This is a genomic window from Actinoplanes cyaneus (assembly GCF_016862095.1).
In the GTDB taxonomy this organism is placed as follows: Bacteria; Actinomycetota; Actinomycetes; order Mycobacteriales; family Micromonosporaceae; genus Actinoplanes; species Actinoplanes cyaneus.
In genome coordinates this window covers 43,301-60,736 of the sequence record NZ_BOMH01000048.1, presented here as the reverse complement: position 1 = coordinate 60,736, position 17,436 = coordinate 43,301, and the positions used below count along the sequence as shown (strand labels likewise).

At 70.6% G+C, this 17,436-nt stretch carries 18 protein-coding genes; 10 read left to right on the top strand and 8 right to left on the bottom strand.

The features are described 5' to 3' along the window. Position 1: 1 nt before the first annotated feature. Positions 2-886, bottom strand: a complete 885-nt coding sequence (locus Acy02nite_RS31510; protein ID WP_203748290.1) for a helix-turn-helix domain-containing protein — start codon at positions 884-886, stop codon at positions 2-4. Between the two features lie 207 nt (positions 887-1,093). Next, positions 1,094-2,068, bottom strand: coding sequence for a LysR family transcriptional regulator (locus Acy02nite_RS31505; protein WP_203748274.1), 975 nt, complete (start codon positions 2,066-2,068; stop codon positions 1,094-1,096). A 105-nt stretch (positions 2,069-2,173) separates the two neighbouring features. On the opposite strand from Acy02nite_RS31505, the gene Acy02nite_RS31500 reads away from it, so the two are divergent. Beyond that, on the top strand, positions 2,174-3,055 hold the full coding sequence (locus Acy02nite_RS31500) for an NAD(P)H-binding protein (RefSeq protein ID WP_203748271.1): 882 nt from the start codon (positions 2,174-2,176) through the stop codon (positions 3,053-3,055). Positions 3,056-3,066: 11 nt separating this feature from the next. Here Acy02nite_RS31500 and Acy02nite_RS31495 read toward each other — a convergent pair whose 3' ends face one another. The 3 genes from Acy02nite_RS31495 to ku are packed head-to-tail and all read right to left on the bottom strand — an operon-like array spanning position 3,067 to position 5,815. Further along, positions 3,067-4,371: an MFS transporter gene (locus Acy02nite_RS31495; RefSeq protein WP_203748268.1), complete on the bottom strand. Its 1,305-nt coding sequence runs from the start codon at positions 4,369-4,371 to the stop codon at positions 3,067-3,069. A 24-nt stretch (positions 4,372-4,395) separates the two neighbouring features. After that, positions 4,396-4,884 (bottom strand): NUDIX domain-containing protein, encoded by a 489-nt coding sequence (locus Acy02nite_RS31490; RefSeq protein ID WP_203748266.1) that lies wholly within the window; start codon positions 4,882-4,884, stop codon positions 4,396-4,398. Positions 4,885-4,897: 13 nt separating this feature from the next. Continuing rightward, positions 4,898-5,815, bottom strand: a complete 918-nt coding sequence (gene ku / locus Acy02nite_RS31485) for a non-homologous end joining protein Ku (protein WP_203748263.1) — start codon at positions 5,813-5,815, stop codon at positions 4,898-4,900. Between the two features lie 92 nt (positions 5,816-5,907). On the opposite strand from ku, the gene ligD (Acy02nite_RS31480) reads away from it, so the two are divergent. The 6 genes from ligD (Acy02nite_RS31480) (at position 5,908) to Acy02nite_RS31455 (ending at position 10,823) form a co-directional block, all read left to right on the top strand. Then, complete coding sequence (gene ligD, locus Acy02nite_RS31480; RefSeq protein WP_425548223.1) at positions 5,908-6,846, top strand: non-homologous end-joining DNA ligase; 939 nt, start codon at positions 5,908-5,910, stop codon at positions 6,844-6,846. Then, entirely contained in the window at positions 6,839-7,747 is a 909-nt protein-coding gene (ligD, locus tag Acy02nite_RS31475; protein ID WP_203748247.1) for a non-homologous end-joining DNA ligase, read from the top strand. The genes ligD (Acy02nite_RS31480) and ligD (Acy02nite_RS31475) overlap by 8 nt, the downstream gene beginning before the upstream one ends. A gap of 21 nt (positions 7,748-7,768) precedes the next feature. Continuing rightward, positions 7,769-9,307, top strand: a complete 1,539-nt coding sequence (locus Acy02nite_RS31470) for an Ig-like domain-containing protein (protein WP_203748244.1) — start codon at positions 7,769-7,771, stop codon at positions 9,305-9,307. Positions 9,308-9,512: 205 nt separating this feature from the next. Then, a complete protein-coding gene (locus Acy02nite_RS31465) occupies positions 9,513-9,875 on the top strand; it encodes a VanZ family protein (RefSeq protein WP_203748241.1) in 363 nt (120 codons plus the stop codon). A gap of 37 nt (positions 9,876-9,912) precedes the next feature. Beyond that, the gene (locus Acy02nite_RS31460) at positions 9,913-10,257 is read left to right on the top strand and encodes a PadR family transcriptional regulator (RefSeq protein ID WP_203748238.1); all 345 of its coding nucleotides are present in this window, start codon (positions 9,913-9,915) and stop codon (positions 10,255-10,257) included. Then, positions 10,254-10,823 carry an HAAS signaling domain-containing protein gene (locus tag Acy02nite_RS31455; protein WP_203748236.1) on the top strand — a complete coding sequence of 190 codons (570 nt, stop codon included), beginning with the start codon at positions 10,254-10,256 and terminating at the stop codon, positions 10,821-10,823. Before Acy02nite_RS31460 ends, Acy02nite_RS31455 begins: the two co-directional genes overlap by 4 nt. 56 nt (positions 10,824-10,879) lie before the next feature. Here Acy02nite_RS31455 and Acy02nite_RS31450 read toward each other — a convergent pair whose 3' ends face one another. Both Acy02nite_RS31450 and Acy02nite_RS31445 read right to left on the bottom strand, forming a co-directional pair. Further along, positions 10,880-12,541: a DNA repair helicase XPB gene (locus Acy02nite_RS31450; protein ID WP_203748233.1), complete on the bottom strand. Its 1,662-nt coding sequence runs from the start codon at positions 12,539-12,541 to the stop codon at positions 10,880-10,882. 207 nt (positions 12,542-12,748) lie between these two features. Beyond that, positions 12,749-15,157: a helicase-associated domain-containing protein gene (locus Acy02nite_RS31445; protein WP_203748229.1), complete on the bottom strand. Its 2,409-nt coding sequence runs from the start codon at positions 15,155-15,157 to the stop codon at positions 12,749-12,751. Between the two features lie 79 nt (positions 15,158-15,236). Here Acy02nite_RS31445 and Acy02nite_RS31440 point away from each other — a divergent pair, with 79 nt between their 5' ends. Genes Acy02nite_RS31440 through Acy02nite_RS31430 form a run of 3 tightly spaced genes read left to right on the top strand, consistent with a single transcriptional unit; the run spans position 15,237 to position 16,543 of the window. After that, on the top strand, positions 15,237-15,437 hold the full coding sequence (locus Acy02nite_RS31440) for a hypothetical protein (RefSeq protein ID WP_203748226.1): 201 nt from the start codon (positions 15,237-15,239) through the stop codon (positions 15,435-15,437). 31 nt (positions 15,438-15,468) lie between these two features. Next, positions 15,469-16,095 (top strand): HAD family hydrolase, encoded by a 627-nt coding sequence (locus tag Acy02nite_RS31435; RefSeq protein ID WP_203748223.1) that lies wholly within the window; start codon positions 15,469-15,471, stop codon positions 16,093-16,095. Positions 16,096-16,141: 46 nt separating this feature from the next. After that, the gene (locus tag Acy02nite_RS31430) at positions 16,142-16,543 is read left to right on the top strand and encodes a cold-shock protein (RefSeq protein ID WP_203748220.1); all 402 of its coding nucleotides are present in this window, start codon (positions 16,142-16,144) and stop codon (positions 16,541-16,543) included. Between the two features lie 55 nt (positions 16,544-16,598). Here the strand turns inward: Acy02nite_RS31430 and Acy02nite_RS31425 are convergent, their stop codons facing one another. Beyond that, positions 16,599-17,411 (bottom strand): 1,4-dihydroxy-6-naphtoate synthase, encoded by an 813-nt coding sequence (locus Acy02nite_RS31425; RefSeq protein ID WP_203748217.1) that lies wholly within the window; start codon positions 17,409-17,411, stop codon positions 16,599-16,601. Between the last annotated feature and the right edge of the window lie 25 nt (positions 17,412-17,436).

The window sequence follows — 17,436 nt, the reverse complement described above, 5'->3', positions numbered from 1 at the left end:
CTCACGCCGGATTCTCGAGCAGGCCGATCTGGCGGTCGATGAAGGCGAGCGTGGTCGCCTCGTCGGCCACCTCCTCCCACACCCGCGCGTAACGCGCGCGGTGCTTGCCGGTGGCGTCCCGGTCCTCCAGCATCTCGTCGCCGAGCCCGGTCTCCCGGTAGAGGACCTCACCCTCGCCCAGGGTGAGCAGGTCGAAGCTGGCGTTGTTGGTGACCGCGGCGTCCAGGGAGAACGGCACCATCCGCACGGTGATCGTGCCCTTGGCGATCAGCTCGCGCAGCTCACGAAGTTGTGCCGCGAAGATCGTGGGGCCGCCGATGGTGCGCCGCAGCACTGACTCGTCCAGCATCACCAGGATGGTCACCTCGCCGGACTCGGCCCGGCTGAGCAGCGACTCCCGGCGCAGCTTGCGGGCCTCGATGCGGCGGCTGATCTGGTCGGGGGTCAACTCCTCCTCGAACCGGGTCATCAGCGCTTTCGCGTAGTCCGGAGTTTGCAGCGGCCCGGGGACGTAGTAGATCGCGTACGACTTGATCCGTGACGCCTCGTGCTCATACTCGATCAGCTTGCGCGTGGCGTCGGTCAGGTTCTCCCGGAACTCGGGGGTCTGGAACCAGGCCTGCCGCTGCCGGGTGCGGGCGATGCGCGCGTCGGCGACCAGCGCGGCGACGGCGGACTTGTCCTTGACGCCGAGGTAGGACAGCAGCGGCCGCAGATCGTTCGGAGAGATCGACACATCGCCGTTCTCGATCCGGATGACCTTGCTGAGGGACCATTCCATCTCCTCGGCGACCTGGGCCTGGGTCAGGTCGGCCTGCTCGCGCGCCACGCGGATCGCGAGCCGGACGCGCCGGCGTGCGACGGTGGGTGAATCGCCCTCAGGCATGTGTCCTTCATCGTGGTGATCGGCGGGCGGGCGCCCGCAGGGGTCAACTCCTATTACTGTCCTATCAGAACAGCCGATGCAAGCGCACGGTAGTGACAACCGCACGCCGGGTGCGGTTTGCCGCCCGCACCCGAACGCGCCCTGATCGAATGGACCCCGGAAATGGAACCGGCACCCGGTTGCCGCCGGGTGCCGAACTGCTCCCCACTACGCATCTGCTCGTGTAGCCGCATCCGCCCGCGTAGCTCTGTGAAACAAGTCAAGCACGCCATCCGGCTGATCGCCAGCAGACAGAGTGCCATGCTGCAGGTTGCCTGTCGGCTGATCCGAGGTGGAGGCGGCCACCAAGGCGCAGATCCGGACGAAAGCGGCGACCGCGGGGGAGTGACTCTCCTGCGGCCAGGCCACCATCAGGGTGCTCGGCGTCAGGTCACGCACCGGGCGGTAGGCGATCGTCGAACGCTGATGCCGGCGGGCCACCGAGCCCGGCGTGAACAGCACCATGCTGCCGATCTCGATCAGGTTGAAGATCTGTGACAGGTCGAGCTGGCGGGCCGGCGTGACGTCGCCGGCGTCCGGCCGGTCGGCGGGCGCGCCGTTCGGCAGGGTGCGCCCGGCGAAGTCGGCCAGGCGCAACTCGGTGTGCGCGGCGAGCGGATCGTTCGCCGGCAGCGCGGCCAATCGGGGCTCGGTCAGCAGCGGCTCGGCATCCAGGCCGCGATCGTCGAACGGGGCCGGCAGCAACGCCACGTCAGCCCGCCCGTCGCGCAGCGCGGCCACCTGGTCGCCACGGCCGCCGAGCAGCACCTCGGCCGGGAGTGCGGCCGGATCGCGGCGGAACTCCTCGAGGATCCGGGGGAGCATGCCGGCGTCGTAGTCCGCCTTCAGGGCCACGCGCAGCGCCGGTCGGGGGTGGCCGAGGTTGCGGGCCCGGCGGGCGGCTGCCGTGATCGCGTCCAGCGCGACGCGGGCGTCGTGGAGCAGGGACTCGCCGGCCGGGGTGAGGGTGACCTGACGGGTCGTGCGCTCCAGCAACGGGACGCCGAGTTGCCGCTCCAGCTCCTTGATCGCCCGCGACAGCGGGGGCTGGGCCATGCCGAGGCGCGCGGCGGCACGGCCGAAATGCAACTCCTCGGCGACGGCGACGAAGTACCGGAGCTGCCGCACTTCCAGGTCACTCATACCGCCACGGTATCAATCGCGCCCGAATCGGTCCTTCACGATCGGCGAGCTCAGCGGTTGACTGATCAGCAAGTCACCCGTACCGGGAAATTGGGGTAAATCGTCATGATCGTTGTCACCGCGCCCACCAGCACCATCGGATCGCAATTGCTCGACCGGCTGCTCGACGGTGGCGCCGAGGTCCGCGTGATCGCCCGTGACCCGAGCCGGATCCGGCCGGAGGTCCGTGACCGCGTCGAGGTCGTGCGCGGCTCGCACGGCGACGCGGACGTCGTGAACAGCGCGTTCGACGGAGCCGAGGCGGTCTTCTGGCTGGCGCCGCCGAACGACCGGACCGACGACCTGCGCAGCGTCTACCTCGACTTCGTGGCGCCGGCGCTGGCCGCGTTCACCAAGCGGGGTGTGTCCCGGGTCGTCGGGGTCTCCGCGCTCGGCCGCGGCACGCCGTGGGCGGCGAACGCCGGGCACGTCACCTACTCGCTGGAGATGGACGACCGGATCGCGGCCGGCGGTGTGGCCTACCGCGCGCTGACCATGCCGTCCTTCATGGACAACCTGCTCGGGCAGGTCGGCGCGCTGCGGAACGGGATGTTCTTCTCGCCGATCCCCGGTGACCTCCGGCTGCCGACGTGCGCCACCCGCGACATCGCCGCGGTGGCCGCGCGTGAGCTGCTCGACGACGGCTGGACCGGGTTCGAGGAGGTTCCGGTGCTCGGGCCGGAGGACCTGTCGAACGAGGACCAGGCGCGCATCCTCACCGAGGTGCTCGGGCGGCCGATCCGCTTCCAGCACGTGCCGATGGACGCGTTCCGGGAGAGTCTGGTCGCCCAGGCGGGGATGTCCGAGGCGGTCGCGCGCGGGATGGCCGAGATGATGGCGGCCAAGGCGGCCGGCCTGGACAGCGCCGAGCCGCGGACACCGCGCACCACGACGCCGACGACGTTCCGCACGTGGTGCGAGCAGGTGCTGGTGCCCGCTCTGGGCTGAGCTCCCGCGCGCTATCCGGCGGAGGCCGCCCGAGCTTCCGCCGAGGCCGCCCACTCCGCGTCGGCGGCCTGTTTGAGGGCCAGGCCGTGCTCGCCGTCGTAGCGGACGAACTTCGGCAGCACGGCGGCCAGCGCGAGACTGCCGGCCACGCAGAGCGCGCCGCCGACCCAGATGGACCCGCCGACGCCCAGTGACGTGCGGGCCATCAGGCCCGAACGGAGCTGACCCAGCAGCGGGCCGGTGGTGTAGGAGAGCATCTCGATCCCGGCGAGGCGTCCGCGCAGGTGGTCGGGGATGGTCTGGTTCCAGATGATCATGCGGAACAGGCCCGAGACCATGTCGGCGGCACCCGCGAAGGCCAGGCAGAACAGGGTCAGCCAGAGCATGTGGGACAGGCCGACGCCGACGATCCCGACGCCCCAGAACGCTGCCGCGATGATCACCATGAGGCCGTGCCGGTGCACCCGTTCGGTCCAGCCGGAACCGACGGTGGCCAGCATCGAGCCGACCGCCGGCGCGGCGTAGAGCAGGCCGAGCACCTCGGGGCCGCCGAGCCGGTCGGCCAGGAACGGGTAGAGCGCGGAGGGCATGCCGAAGAACATCGCGTTGATGTCGACCAGGTACGTGCCGAGCAACTCGGGGCGCGACTTGGCGTACTTGAGGCCGGTGACCACGCTGCTCAGCGATGGGCGATCGGCGGCCGGGGGCGGCGGCACGGCCTTGACCATGGTCAGCAGGACCAGCGAGACCGCGAACGTGAGCAGGTCGAACGTGTAGACCCAGGCCAGGTCCATGGTGGCGATCAGAATGCCGGCCAGGGAAGGCCCGATGAGCTGGGAGAACTGCATGCTCAGCGACTTCAGCGCCATCGCGGCCGGCAGTTCCTCGGGTTTCACCAGCCGGGGCAGCATCGCGCCCATGGCCGGCTGTTGCAGGCCGGCGAACGCGGCGGTGAGGAATGCGCAGACGTAGAGCAGCCACAGGTGCGGCTCGTCGGAGAGCGAGTTGATCAGCAGCAGCCCGCAGATCAGCGCGAGCGCTGCCTCGCTGCCCCGGACCAGCAGGCGCCGGTCGAGGTAATCGGCGAGCGCGCCACCGACGAACGCCATGATCAGGATCGGGGCCAGCTCGCAGACCCCGATCAGGCCGACCATCAGCGGGTCGTCGGTCAGCTTCGCCACCTGGTACGGAATGGTGACGTAACTGATGAACGACCCGAAACTGGTCACCGCGCCACTGAGGAAGACGAGCCGGAAGTCCCGGGACGTACGTAACGGGGTGAGATCCACGCTCAGTCGGCGTTTACGGTCGGCCATGATCAGCAATCCTGCCGAAGGCGGCTACTTCATCACCAGGCGACCGGTTGTGTTGAACGTCTCCAGGTCGGCCAGCGCCTCGTCCAGCACGAACGATTTCGGGCCGGGCAGGTCGTCGAGGGCGAACCAGCCGGCGTCCACGCTCTCGTCGGTCTGCCGGAGCAGCTCGCCCTCCCAGGTGTGCACCACGAACGACATCAGGACCTGCTGGTACGTGTGGCCGTAGTCGTTGGTGTACGTGTAGGCGGTGTAGAACGCGTACGGCGTGAGGGACGTCGCCTTGAGCCCGGTCTCCTCCCAGAGCTCGCGAACGGCGCAGTCCTCCATGCTCTCGCCGAGCTCCATCGCCCCGGCCGGGATCGCCCAGCGGTGATTGTCCGAGCGCTGGATCAGCAGCAGCCGGCCCTGCTCGTCGAGCACCACGGTGCGCGCGCCGACGAAGAAGATCGTGTCGGTGTCGCCGACGCTCGCGCGCACCTTGCCCAGGTACGACTCAGCCCATGTCAATGCCACGGAACGAGACTACTTATGCCGACTTCTTCGCCGCCTTCGTGGCGCGGGGTGTGGCGGCCTTCGCGGCTTTTTTCGCGGGTGTGGCCTTCTTCACGGCCTTCTTGGCCGGTTTTGCCGCGGTCTTCGCCGCCGGTTTCTCCTCGACGGTCTCGCCGCGCGCCTTCTTGGCCCGCTCGACCGACGCCTTGAGGGCCGCCATCAGGTCGATCGCGGCCGGTGCAGCCTCCTCGGCCTCCTCCGGCTGGACCACCTCACGGCCCTCCACCTTGGCGTCGATGACCTCCTGCAGCGCCGCCCGGTAGTTGTCGGTGAACTCGTCCGGCTGGAAGTCGGCGGCCATCGAGTCGATCAGCGAGCTCGCCATCGCCAGCTCGGCCGGCCGGGTCTCGATGTCGTCGTCGAGGAAGCCGAACTCGGGGGTGCGCACCTCGTCCGGCCAGAGCATGGTGTTGAGCACGAGCACGTCGTCGCGGACCCGCAGGGTGGCGAGCTGCTCCCGCTGCCGGAGGGCGATCTTGACGATGGCAACCCGGTCGGCGTCCCGCAGGGCGTCGCGGAGCAGCACGTACGGCTTCGCGGCCTGCCCGTCCGGCTCCAGGTAGTACGCCTTGGCGAACAGGATCGGGTCGATCTGCTCGGCCGGCACGAATTCCAGCACGTCAATGGCGCGGGACGTGCTCAGCGGGAGCTCGGCGAAATCGTCATCTGTCAAGATCACCATTTCCCCGCCGCCGATGTCGTAACCCTTGGCGATGTCGTCGAAACTGACCACCTCGCCGTCGACCGAGCAGGTGCGCTGGTACTTGATCCGCCCGCCGTCGGTGCGATGGACCTGGTGGAAGCGGATGTCCTTCTCCTCGGTGGCGGAGAACAGGCGTACCGCGATCGACACCAGACCGAACGAAACCGCACCTTTCCAGATCGCTCGCATGATCAACTCCAATGACGGACTGACGGCACCTGATCAGGATGGCATTAGTGAGACGCCTGCGTAAGGTGAACGCTTTTGCCTATGGTGATCGGGTGACGGGATCGCCGCTGTCCCCGATGCTCGCGACCACGGGCGAGTTGCCCGTGGGCGCGGACTGGAGCTATGAGTTCAAATGGGACGGGGTTCGCGTTCTCGCGCTGTTCGGCGGCGGTGCGCCACAGCTGTTCGCGCGGTCGGGTGCGGTGGTCACGGCGGCGTACCCGGAGATCGCCGGCCTGCAGCTGCCTGAGGGGACACTGCTCGACGGCGAGATGGTCTGCTTCGACGCGGACGGGCGGCCCTCCTTCACCGCGCTGGCGGAACGCATGCACGTGCGGGACAAGAACCGCGCCGCGCGGCTCGCCGTCACCCTCCCGGCCACCTACCTGATCTTCGACCTGCTCTATCTCGACGGCATCGACTACACCGGCCTGCCCTACCTGGCCCGCCGCGAACGCCTGGAGGAGCTGGACCTGGCCGGGTCGTGCTGGATGGTGCCGCCGTCGTTCGGCGACGGCGCGGCGACCGCGGCCGCGGCCCGGGAGAACCGTCTCGAGGGCGTGATGGCCAAACGCTCCGACTCCGTCTACCTGCCCGGCCAGCGCTCGCCGGACTGGGTCAAGGTCAAGTTCGACCGGACCGGCGACTACGTGATCGGCGGCTGGCGGCCCGGTGCCCGCAAACTGGGCGGCATGCTGATCGGTGTGCCGACCCCGGACGGTCTCGCCTTCCGCGGGCGCGTCGGTGGCGGCATCGGCGCGGCGGCCGAGAAGGAACTGCTCTCCCGGCTGGCGCCGCTCGCCACCACGGATTCGCCGTTCGCCGCCGGCGCGGTGCCCCGCGAGGATGCCAAAGGCGCGCATTGGGTACGACCTGAGCTCGTGGCCGAGATTCGCTACGGCAACCAGACGCCCGACCGTCGGCTCCGCTTCCCGCGGTTCCTCCGGTTGCGTGACGACAAGTCGCCGGAGGAGTGTTCCGACGATGCCTGACCGATTCGTGGTGCGGCTGGAGGACCGGGACCTGGAGCTGTCCAACCTGGACAAGGTCTTGTTCCCGGCGGCCGGATTCACCAAGGGTGAGGTCATCGACTACTACACCCGGATCGCCCCGGTCCTGCTGCCGCACCTGCGTGACCGGCCGGTGACCCGCATCCGTTTCCCCAACGGCGTCGACGGGGTGCATTTCTTCGAGAAGAACAAGCCGGCCGGTACGCCGGATTGGGTGCGTCTGGAGACCCTGCCGGCGCCGGGCTCCACCAAGAGCCGGGAGACGATCGACTACGTCGTCGTCGACGAGTTGCCGACACTGGTCTGGCTGGCCAACCTCGCGGCGATCGAACTGCACACCCCGCAGTGGCGGATCGGGGCGGAGCCGGACATGCTCGTCGTCGACCTCGACCCCGGGGCGCCGGCAGGGTTGCGTGAGTGCGGGGCGGTGGCGGTGCTGATGCGGGATCGGCTCGCGGAGGACGGGATCACGGCGTACCCGAAGACCTCGGGCAAGAAAGGGATGCAACTCTGCTGCCCGATCTCCGGGACGCAGGACGCGGTGGTGGTCTCCGGCTACGCCAAGCGGGTCGCCGAGGAACTGGCGAGACTCGTGCCCGGGTCGATCACCGCGAAGATGGCCAAGCAACTGCGGCCCGGCAAGATCTTCATCGACTGGAGTCAGAACAACGCGGCGAAGACGACGGTGACGCCGTACTCGCTGCGGGCCGGCGCGACGCCGACCGCCTCGACCCCACTGACCTGGGAGGAGACCGAGGCGATGGCCACCGGCGATGCCGAGGCCCGCCAGTTTTCCGCGTCCGAGGCCCTGGAGCGCGCGGAGGAGCTCGGCGACCTCCTCGACGGCCTGCGCAACCCTGGCCCGGCCGTGCCCACTTCGTGATCAACTTTTATCTCTTCGCTGGTGGACACCGTCGATCCGGCGCCGTACCGTCGTCGCATTGTTCTCGCCATGGGGGATGCGGCGTTGAAGACGCTTCGCGCTGCCGCGATCGCGGCACTGTCCAGTTCCTTGATCCTTACCGCGGGCTCGCCGGCTCTTGCCGACGACGCTCCGGCCGACACCACCGCACCGGTGATCGACAGCATCGGCCTGACCGAGGGCCAGATCTACACCCGGGCGACAACGCCGTTCGTGCCGAGGGTGCATGACGACACCGGTGTGGTCACGCTGGAGACGCTCGTTGACGGCGCGCACAGCCGCAAGTTCTCGGTCGCCAAGACCGGCATGCGTGCCTCGGCGGACCTCCTGAGCGTGCCGGACGGCACGCCGGCGGAGATCACGTTGCTGGCCTACGACGCGGCCGGGAACGTCGCCGAGAAGACCGTCCGGGTGATCGCCGACGTGCACGTGCCGACCGGGACGATCTCCCCGGCGACCCTGACGGTGATGCACAGCGGACCGCTCAAGGTCACGGTGAGTGACCTGCCGGCGGACATCGCGAAGGTCGCTCTGTACAGCACCAGCACCGGTAAGGACCTGGACGTCCGCACCGAGGCGCCGTGGACCTTCAACCTGACCACCGTGCCCGGCGCGGAGTTCATCAACGTGCGGATGACCGATGCCAACGGCAACGTCGGTTATGCCGGTGCCACCTACGACATCGACGACACCCCGCCGGTGATCTCCGACGTGGCCTACAGCCGGGGGCCCGTCGTGAGCGGGGTCCCGATCAACGTCAAGGTCACCACGGCGGGCGCCACGATCGGCCCGGTCGGCACGCTGACCGCCACCGCCACCGATCAGACGCTGCGGAAGACCGAGTGGTACGTGGACGGCGAGCTGAAGTCGACCGGCTCCACCCTGAACTGGGACGACCGGGCCTCGACGCGGACGTCCGCCACCGTCGAGATCCGTGCCACCGACGCACTCGACCAGACCACCAGCAAGGTGTTCCCGGTGACGATCGACCGGACCGGCCCGGTGGTCACATCGCTCACGCCGGCGCAGAACGCGCTGGTCCGCGGCTCGTACTTCGTAACCGACAGCAGGGTCGAGGATCCCTCCGAACTCGTCGACGCGGAACTCGTCGGGCTGCCGAGCATCGCCAACGCGCCCGCGGGTCTCGCGATCTACCCGACGAAGGACGGCCCGCTGACGTTCACCTGGCGGTATGTGGACAAGCTGGGCAACGAGTCGCTCGCGTCCCGCACGGTGATCGTGGACAACACGCGGCCGGGGCTGAAGCTGACCAAGGCGCCGAAGAACCTGGCAAAGGTCAAGGGCAAGGTCGCCGTCACGGCCGCCGCGAGCGACAAGAACGGCGTCGCCAAGGTCCAGCTGCTGATCAACGGCAAGCTCGTGGCCACCGACTACCGGGCCGGTTACGCCTTCTCGATCAACACGGCGAAGTACGGCAAGACCTTCAAGATGCAGCTTCGCGCGTACGACCGGGCGGGCAACTACGTCTCCACCACCACCCGCACCTACCGCCGCGGCTGAATCGAACCGCTGACCGCCCCGGGCCACGTGCCCGGGGCGGTTTCGTCTGTGGGTGGCCCCGGTCTGATTGGCTGGCGGGGTGCTGGACTCGGGGGTCGTCTGGGCGGTGGTGAGCCAGCCGCGGCTGTTGGTGTTGCTCGGGGTCGCTGTGCTGGTGGCCTGGCCGATCGGGACGCGGCTCAGCCCCGGGCACAGGCGCCTCGGCGTGCTGTTCGTGCTGACGCTCGGGGCGGTGCTGGCGGCGACCACGACGACCGGGGAGCTGCGGCCCTCCCTGAGCGGCATGCGGTCGTATCTGGGCGGGTTCGCTGACCCCGCGTACGTGATCGATGGTTTTGGAACCAGTCGCGAGAAGATCGCGAACCTCGGCCTCTTCCTGCCGCTGGGTCTGCTGGCCGCGCGGCTCTGGCCGCGGCCGTTCGTCGTGCTCGCGGCGCTGGCCGCGCTGGCCTTCGGCATCGAGCTGTGGCAGGCGTTCATCGGTCGCGGTGGTGATGCCGTCGACGTCCTGCACAACACCGTCGGCGCCCTGGTGGGGATTGGGATCGCCCGGCTCTGGAGGCGGTAGGCGAACGTACCTTGCGGCGCAAGGTACTCTGTTGCGCATGGCAGAGGGAGCGCAGTTGGCCTCCGGGCTCCGGCGCGGGACGTTGGAGTTCTGCGTGCTCGCGATGGTGGAGTTCGAGGACCGCTATGGCACCGAGATCGTCCGGCGGCTCGCCGAGGAGCAGACGCTCGCCGCGACCGAGGGCACGATCTATCCGCTGCTGTCCCGGTTGCGCCGGGGCGGCATGTTGGACAGCAAGTGGGCGGAGTCACCCAGCGGCCCGCCCCGGCGCTACTACAGCCTCACCCCGGCCGGGCGGTCCGCGCTCGAGCACTTCCGCACCGAATGGGTGTCGTTCCGTCAGACCGTCGACCGTCTCGTGGGAACCGGTGAGATCGCATGAAGCCCAACCAGCCCGACCTGGTCGGTGAATACCTGCACGAGATCGACCTGCGGCTGAGCGGCCTGCCGCTGCTGCAGCGCCGGGAGCTGCTGGCCGACCTGGCCGCGCACATCGCGACCGAGCGGACCGAGCGCAACGTGCAGACCGAGGAGCAGCTGATCGAGATCCTCGAGCGGCTGGGGAGCCCGGAGGTGGTGGCCGCGGCGGCTTATGAGGAGGCCGGGGCGCCGCGGATGGCCGCGTCGGTTCCGCCGCCGGGCCCCTATGTGCCGCCGGCGGCCTACCCGCCGCCCTTCGCCACGGTGCCGCCCGACGCGCAGCAGCCGTTCGGGGCCCAGCAGCCGTTCGGGGTTTCGTCGCCGCCCGCGCCCGCGAAGCCGGCGCGCGGGGCGAAGACCGGCCTCGTGCTCGTCGTGGTGCTGGGGATCGTGGGCTTCCTGATCTTCATCTGCGGCTTCCTCGCTCTGGCCCGGGGCGGTGAGCAGGCGCCGCAGCCGGCCGAGGCGACGGTGGCGCCGGCCGCGCCGGCCGCGCCATCCCCGGCGACGCCCCCCTCAGCGCGGTAGGCCGCGTTCCGGCATGCGGCCCGTTCCGGCCTCGCCTCGGCGGGCCGGAGCACGCCTCAGTCGACCTGCGGCAGCGGCGGGCCGAGCACGTCGTCGGCGTCCACGATCTTGTAGGCGTAGCCCTGCTCGGCGAGGAAGCGCTGGCGGTGCGCCGCATACTCCGTGTCGATGGTGTCGCGGGACACCACCGTGTAGAAGTGCGCCTGCCGCCCGTCGCCCTTGGGCCGCAGCACCCGGCCGAGCCGCTGCGCCTCCTCCTGCCGGGAGCCGAACGTGCCGGAAACCTGGATCGCCACCGCCGCCTCCGGCAGGTCGATGGAGAAGTTCCCGACCTTCGACAGGACGAGCGTACGCAGCTCCCCCGACCGGAACGCGTCGAACAACCGCTCACGCTCCTTGTTCGTGGTCGAGCCCTCGACGATCGGCGCGTCAAGATACTCCCCGAGGGTGTGCAACTGGTCGAGGAAGCCGCCGATGACCAGCACCTGTTCGTCGGGGTGCTTGTCGACGAGAGCCTTCACCACGGGCAGCTTGGTCCGGGCGGTGGCGGCGGCACGGTAACGCTCCTCGGCCTCGGTCACCGCGTACGCCATCCGTTCCGCCTCGGTCAGCGTGACCCGCACCTCGACACACTCGGCGGGGGCGATCCAGCCCTGTGCCTCGATGTCCTTCCACGGGGCGTCGTAGCGCTTCGGGCCGATCAGCGAGAAGACGTCGCCCTCACGGCCGTCCTCCCGGACGAGGGTCGCGGTCAGCCCGAGCCGGCGACGGGCCTGCAGGTCGGCGGTGAAGCGGAAGATCGGCGCCGGGAGCAGGTGCACCTCGTCGTAGATGACCAGGCCCCAGTCCCGCGCGCCGAACAGGTCCAGATGGGTGAACGCGCCGCCGCGGCGGGACGTGAGCACCTGGTACGTCGCGATGGTGACCGGCCGGATCTCCTTGCGCTCGCCGCTGTACTCCCCGATCTCGTCCTCGGTCAGCGACGTGCGGGCGATCAGCTCCCGCTTCCACTGCCGGCCGGCGACCGTGTTGGTCACCAGGATCAGGGTGGTGGCCTTCGCGGTCGCCATCGCCGCCGCGCCGACCAGGGTCTTTCCCGCGCCGCAGGGCAGCACGACGACGCCGGAGCCGCCCGCCCAGAAACCGTCGACCGCCTCCTGCTGGTACGACCGGAGCGTCCAGCCGTCCTGCGCCAGGTCGATCTCGTGGGCCTCGCCGTCGACGTAACCGGCCAGGTCCTCCGCCGGCCAGCCGAGCTTGAGCAGCGCCTGCTTGAGCCGGCCGCGCTCGGAGCCGTGCACCGCGATCGTCTCGTCGTCGACACGCGCGCCGAGCATCCCGGCCAGCTTCTTCGACTTCGACACCTCGAGCAGGACGATCTTGTCGAGCCCGCGCAGGACCAGCCCGTGCACCGGATCGTTGAGCAGCTGCAGCCGCCCGTAACGATCCATCGTCTCGGCGACGTCGACCAGCAGCGCGTGCGGCACCGGGTAGCGCGAGAACTTGATCAGGGCGTCGACCACGCTCTCCGCGTCGTGGCCGGCGGCGCGCGAGTTCCACAGCCCGAGCGGGGTCAGCCGGTACGTGTGGACGTGTTCCGGCGACCGTTCGAGCTCGGCGAACGGAGCGATCGCCATCCGGCAGGCCTGCGCGTCCGGGTGGTCGACCTCGAGGAGCAGGGTCTTGTCCGACTGCACGATCAGTGGTCCGTTGGTCACACGAATGTCCTTCACCGAACGGAAAAAGCCAACCATTCAGTGTGCCACGGAAGTCGGGTGCAACGTTTCCGCGCGCCGGCGCGTGTAACCGGATGTGGGGTGGGATCCGGCCGGCCTCGCACTCGGCCGGATCTCGTCCCGCTCCCGGCCGGGTCGTGACGCGACGGGGACGTTCACGGCCCGGCAGAAAAGATCCCCCTTGCGGACTTACTCCTCGGTGACGGCCGCGGTTATCCGGTGCAGGGCGAACGTGTGCAGGCTCTCGCCCCGCTCGTCCTCGGCCCGCAGATAGCCCGCGCTCAGCGACACCGGCCGGACCAGCCGGGACAGCGTCGCGCCGTGCGAGTCCACATATCCCACCCAGACCCTCGCCCGGTCCCGTACGGCCTGTTGCAGCACCGCCATCGCCTGACTGTGCTGCTGCACGGCGGTCAGCCCGGGCACCGCCTGGCCCTGAGCGGCCCGCACGGTCACCGGCGCGCGCCGGGCCGCCCGGGTCGCGATGTCGCCGCGGCGCAACTGCTCGACGACGCCGGCCAGGCGTGGCCCGACCAGTGTCGGCGGCCCGGCCGGCTCGGCGACGCGCGGCGTCCGGGACGGCGCGCGCCGCGCTTTCGGCCTGGTCAGGACGGCGGCGCCGCCCGCGTCCTCGGCGACCGGGGCGAACCCGGCCTCGCGCAGCGCGCCCAGCAGCCGGGCCACCGGGCGCGGGCTGACCAGCACGGTCGGCGCGATCCGGCGCAGGTCGAGAACGGTCAGCCGCCGATCGCTGAGCACCTCGGCGATCAGCGCCTCGTCGTCGCTGCGCAGGTAGGACCCGGCGGAGCCGGTGCGCAGCCCGCCGTGCTTGCGGGCGGCGTCGTCGATCAGGTACTCCAAGGTCTGCGGCACCGGCGTGCGGGACCGCCGGCGGAACACGGCGTGCAGGTCGGTGGCGGTGTAACCGACGTCCAGCGCCCGCCGGACGCTGGCCGGGGTGATCCGGAAGACGCTGGCCCCGCCGACCGACTCGGGCTCGGCGATCACTTCCAGCTCACCGGCCAGCTCCGGCTCCGGGGGGCCGGGCACGACCACGGTCAGGTCGGCCTGCACCAGGATGTGGTCGACCGGCGCGGGCAGGAGCACGTCCAGGGCCCGTACGGCGTCAGCGGGGGCTTCCTCCGGGTGCAGGCCCAGCGGATCGTCCTCGGTCAGCTCGGGATCGGTGAGCAACAGCCGCGCGTACGACGTGACGGCCCCGAGCCCGGTGATCCCGAGAGCAGCGGCCCCCGTGTACCCGTCCCGGTGCCCGAGCTCGCGTCCACGTGCCCGCCGCGGCGCCTGCCAGGCGAGCAACGCCAGCAGATCGTCGACCGCGGGCGCCGAGCCGGGTTCCAGGTCGGCCAGCGCGTCGAGGGCCTCGCGCCGGGCCTGTGGCGCACCCGCCCGCTCGGCGTCCGGGGCCAGCGCGTTGATCGGCCGGTCCCGTTCGTCCCGCTTGCCGACCAGGCCGGGCTGACGGGTCATGGTCAGCCAGGCACGGGCCAGGACGGTCCAGCGGTGGGCCATGCCGGTCGCGCGCCACAGGTCGTACGCCGCGGTGGGCAGGAAGATGTCCTGCACCGCGCCCGGCGCTCGGTGCACCGAGGTCTCGGACTCGCCGAGCAGCCCGGCCGCATACGTCACCTCGACCAGCAGCGCCGCACCGACCTCGTCGACGCCGGCGGCCCGGGCCAGCCGCTTTAGGTCCCGCACGCCCAGCCCGCCGGTCTTGAGCACCGGGGCCGGCTCGGCCGCGAGCGACTCCAGCACCGCCTCGGCGGCCCGGACCGCCTCCATCGTCTGCCCGGCGCCGGCCGAGTCGACGGCCTTCAGGTCGCGGACGGTCGCCTCGGGGATCGGCGGGAACGGCCGCAGCGCGCCCAGCGGCCCGGTGTCGCGCCGCAGCAGCAGCCCCACCTCGCGGGGCAGCTCGACCAGCTCGCCGTCGGCGCGCGGGGCCCGGCCGGCCTCGGAGATCGGCACCAGCACGTGCTCCTCGACGAGCCAGCGGATCGGCTCGGCGACGCCCCCGTCGACGCGGTCGGCCGCGTTCCGGCTCAGCGACCCGACCGGTGGGCCGGCGGCGAGCCGGTCGAGCACGGCGCGGGCGCCCGGCGGCGCGGCCAGCACCGTGCGGCGCAGGCGGGCGCGGTCGGCGACCAGGGCGGCGGCGTGCGGGTCGAGGTAGTCGGCGGGGCGGCCCAGGCCGGCCGGGTACGGCGAAGTCACCTCGTCGACCGCGCTGACCAGCTGCAGCGCCTCCGGCGGGCCGTGCAGCAGGAACCGCGCCCGCAGCCGGTCGATCGCGATCCGCACATCGTCCGCGGCCACGCTCGAGGCCAGCTCCAGGATGGCGTCCACGGAGGTCAGAGCGGTGTCCGCGGCCCGGGTCACCCGGGCGGCGTCGAGGATCGTCAGGGTGAACTCGTCCAGCCCGTCCAGGCAGCGGGCGACCGATCCGCGCGACTGCGCGCGGACGGCCAGCGCCGAGATGTCGGCGGGCACCGGAACGACCAGGTCAGGGCGCAGCTGAAGGAGTGCGCCCAGCGCCTCGTCGGGCAGCGACCGGAGTTGATCCGCAAATGTGGTGGCCATCGTCTTCAACGCTAACGTTCATGGGACGATGGTGACGGGTCCGGGCGTGGCCGGACCCCGATCAGAGGAGGGACCGAACGTGGCGACAGAGGGCAAGATGCCGGGCACCGAGGTGAAGAAGACCCGCGGTGGCGCGGCTCCCGGTGTCGACATGAAGGGTCACATGCACGTCTCGGAGCTGGTCTCGGACCGGGCTGCCGCGCCGTCGCCGTTCGGCGACGACCAGACCTTCCCATTGCCGGTGGAGAGCCTGCGGTACCACGAGTCCCACGGTCAGTGACGGCCGGCACAGCCGCCGGCCGGTGCCGGTGATGACCGGCGCTGTCGGTTTCGACCTGGACATGACCCTGATCGACTCCCGGCCCGGGATCCGGGAGGCCTACCTGGCGCTGACCGAGCGGACCGGCGTCTTCGTCGACGCCGATCTCGCGGTCACCCGTCTCGGCCCGCCGTTGCGGACCGAGTTGAGTCACTGGTTCCCGGCCGAGGACGTCGAGGAAGCCGTCGTCACGTACCGCGCGCTCTACCCGGACTTCGCGATCGAGCCGACCGTCCCGGCCGCGGGAGCCGTCGAGGTGCTCGCCGCGGTTCGTGCGGCCGGTCTGCGGGTCGTCGTGGTCACCTCGAAACTGGGCCGGCTGGCGCAGTTGCATCTCGACCATCTCGGTATGGGGTACGACGAGCTCGCCGGTGACCTGTTCGCCGAGGGCAAGGCATCCGCCCTGGTGGAGCACGGTGTGGGGTGGTATGTCGGTGATCACACGGCGGACATGGTCGCCGCTCGCACGGCCGGGGTGCCGGGCATCGGCGTGACCACCGGCCCGTGCTCGGCCGATGAGCTGTGGCGGGCCGGCGCCACGTACGTACTGTCCGACTTGACCGCCTTCCCAGCCCTGCTGGATGAGATTGCAGTTGGGTCCGGGCCTGGAGCTGGATAGGCTCCCCGTGAGCGGTTGTGTCCATTGAGTGAAGTTGAGGTCAGCGGTGCCCACGGGTCGAGTGAAGTGGTACGACGCGACGAAGGGATTCGGATTCGTCACCAGTGATGAGGGCGGCGACGTGTTCCTGCCCAAGGGTGCGCTGCCGGCGGGGGTCACCGAGCTGAAAACGGGTCAGCGGATCGAGTTCGGCGTGGTGGACAGCCGCAAGGGCGCTCAGGCGCTCGGCGTGAAGCTCCTGGACGCGCCGCCGTCGCTGGCGGCGCGGGATGCCGAGGCGCGTCGCCGGCCGGCCGAGGAGACCGCCAGCATGATCGAGGACATGATCAAGGTGCTGGAGACCTCCGTGCAGCCGACCTTGCAGCGCGGTCGTTACCCGGACAAGAAATCCGCCGCGAAGATCGCGCAGCTGCTGCACGCGATCGCTGACGAGTTCGACCGGGCCTAGCCGGCCGGTTCTGCCCGCCCCACGGTGATCACCTTGCCGCCGGTGCGACGCGGCTTCAGCGAAGCGCGGGCACAGCAGGTGTCAGACCCGCCGCCGCCGCACGCCCGAGCAGGGCGTCGGCGGCGGCGAGTCCGTCCTGGCCCAGGTTCAGGGTGAACTCGTTGACGTAGAGCCCGATGTGCTGCGTCACCACGGCCGGCTCCATCTCCTGCGCGTTGGCGAGGATGAAATCCTGGCTGGCGGCCGGGTCGAGCCAGGCGCTGCGCAGCGACTCGCGGATCCACTCGGCGGCCTGCTCCGGGTCGACAGTGCCCTTCTTCGCGAGGATCGCGCCGAGCGGGATCGGCAGGCCGGTGTCCGATTCCCACCACTCGCCGAGGTCGGCCAGCGCGGTCAGCCCATAGCGCTGGTAGGTGAACCGCGCCTCGTGGATGACCAGGCCCGCGTCGAACGTCCCGTCGGCCACGCCGGGCATGATCTTGTGGAACGGCACCACCTCGATCTTGGCCGGCGGGTTCTCCGCCGCCCAGAGCCGCATCAGCAGGTACGCCGTGGTCCGGTCCCCGGGCACCGCCACCGTCGCGCCGGACAGGTCGGCGCGCTGCCCACGGGTGAGCACCAGCGGCCCGCAACCCCGGCCGAGGGCGCCGCCGCAGGGCAGCAAATCGTACTGGTCGAGCAGCCACGGCAGCGCCGCGTAACTCACCTTGACCAGGTCGAAGTCGCCACGCTCGGCAGCCGTGTTGGTCACGTCGACGTCCGCGAAGGTCAGGTCGACGGCGGGCGCGCCGGGGACCAGCCCGTGGATCAGCGCGTGGAAGACGAACGTGTCGTTCGGGCAGGGAGAGACCGCGAGGGATAGCGCCACGTCACCACGCTAGCTCCTGGTCAGG

Coding starts and splice junctions, on each gene's coding strand:
- Acy02nite_RS31435 (WP_203748223.1), top strand. CDS start 15,469: ATGACCGGCGCTGTCGGTTTCGACCTGGACATGACCCTGATCGACTCC.
- Acy02nite_RS31455 (WP_203748236.1), top strand. CDS start 10,254: ATGAAGCCCAACCAGCCCGACCTGGTCGGTGAATACCTGCACGAGATC.
- Acy02nite_RS31505 (WP_203748274.1), bottom strand. CDS start 2,068: ATGAGTGACCTGGAAGTGCGGCAGCTCCGGTACTTCGTCGCCGTCGCC.
- Acy02nite_RS31495 (WP_203748268.1), bottom strand. CDS start 4,371: ATGGCCGACCGTAAACGCCGACTGAGCGTGGATCTCACCCCGTTACGT.
- ku (WP_203748263.1), bottom strand. CDS start 5,815: ATGCGAGCGATCTGGAAAGGTGCGGTTTCGTTCGGTCTGGTGTCGATC.
- Acy02nite_RS31445 (WP_203748229.1), bottom strand. CDS start 15,157: ATGGCCACCACATTTGCGGATCAACTCCGGTCGCTGCCCGACGAGGCG.
- Acy02nite_RS31510 (WP_203748290.1), bottom strand. CDS start 886: ATGCCTGAGGGCGATTCACCCACCGTCGCACGCCGGCGCGTCCGGCTC.
- Acy02nite_RS31460 (WP_203748238.1), top strand. CDS start 9,913: ATGGCAGAGGGAGCGCAGTTGGCCTCCGGGCTCCGGCGCGGGACGTTG.
- ligD (WP_203748247.1), top strand. CDS start 6,839: ATGCCTGACCGATTCGTGGTGCGGCTGGAGGACCGGGACCTGGAGCTG.
- Acy02nite_RS31500 (WP_203748271.1), top strand. CDS start 2,174: ATGATCGTTGTCACCGCGCCCACCAGCACCATCGGATCGCAATTGCTC.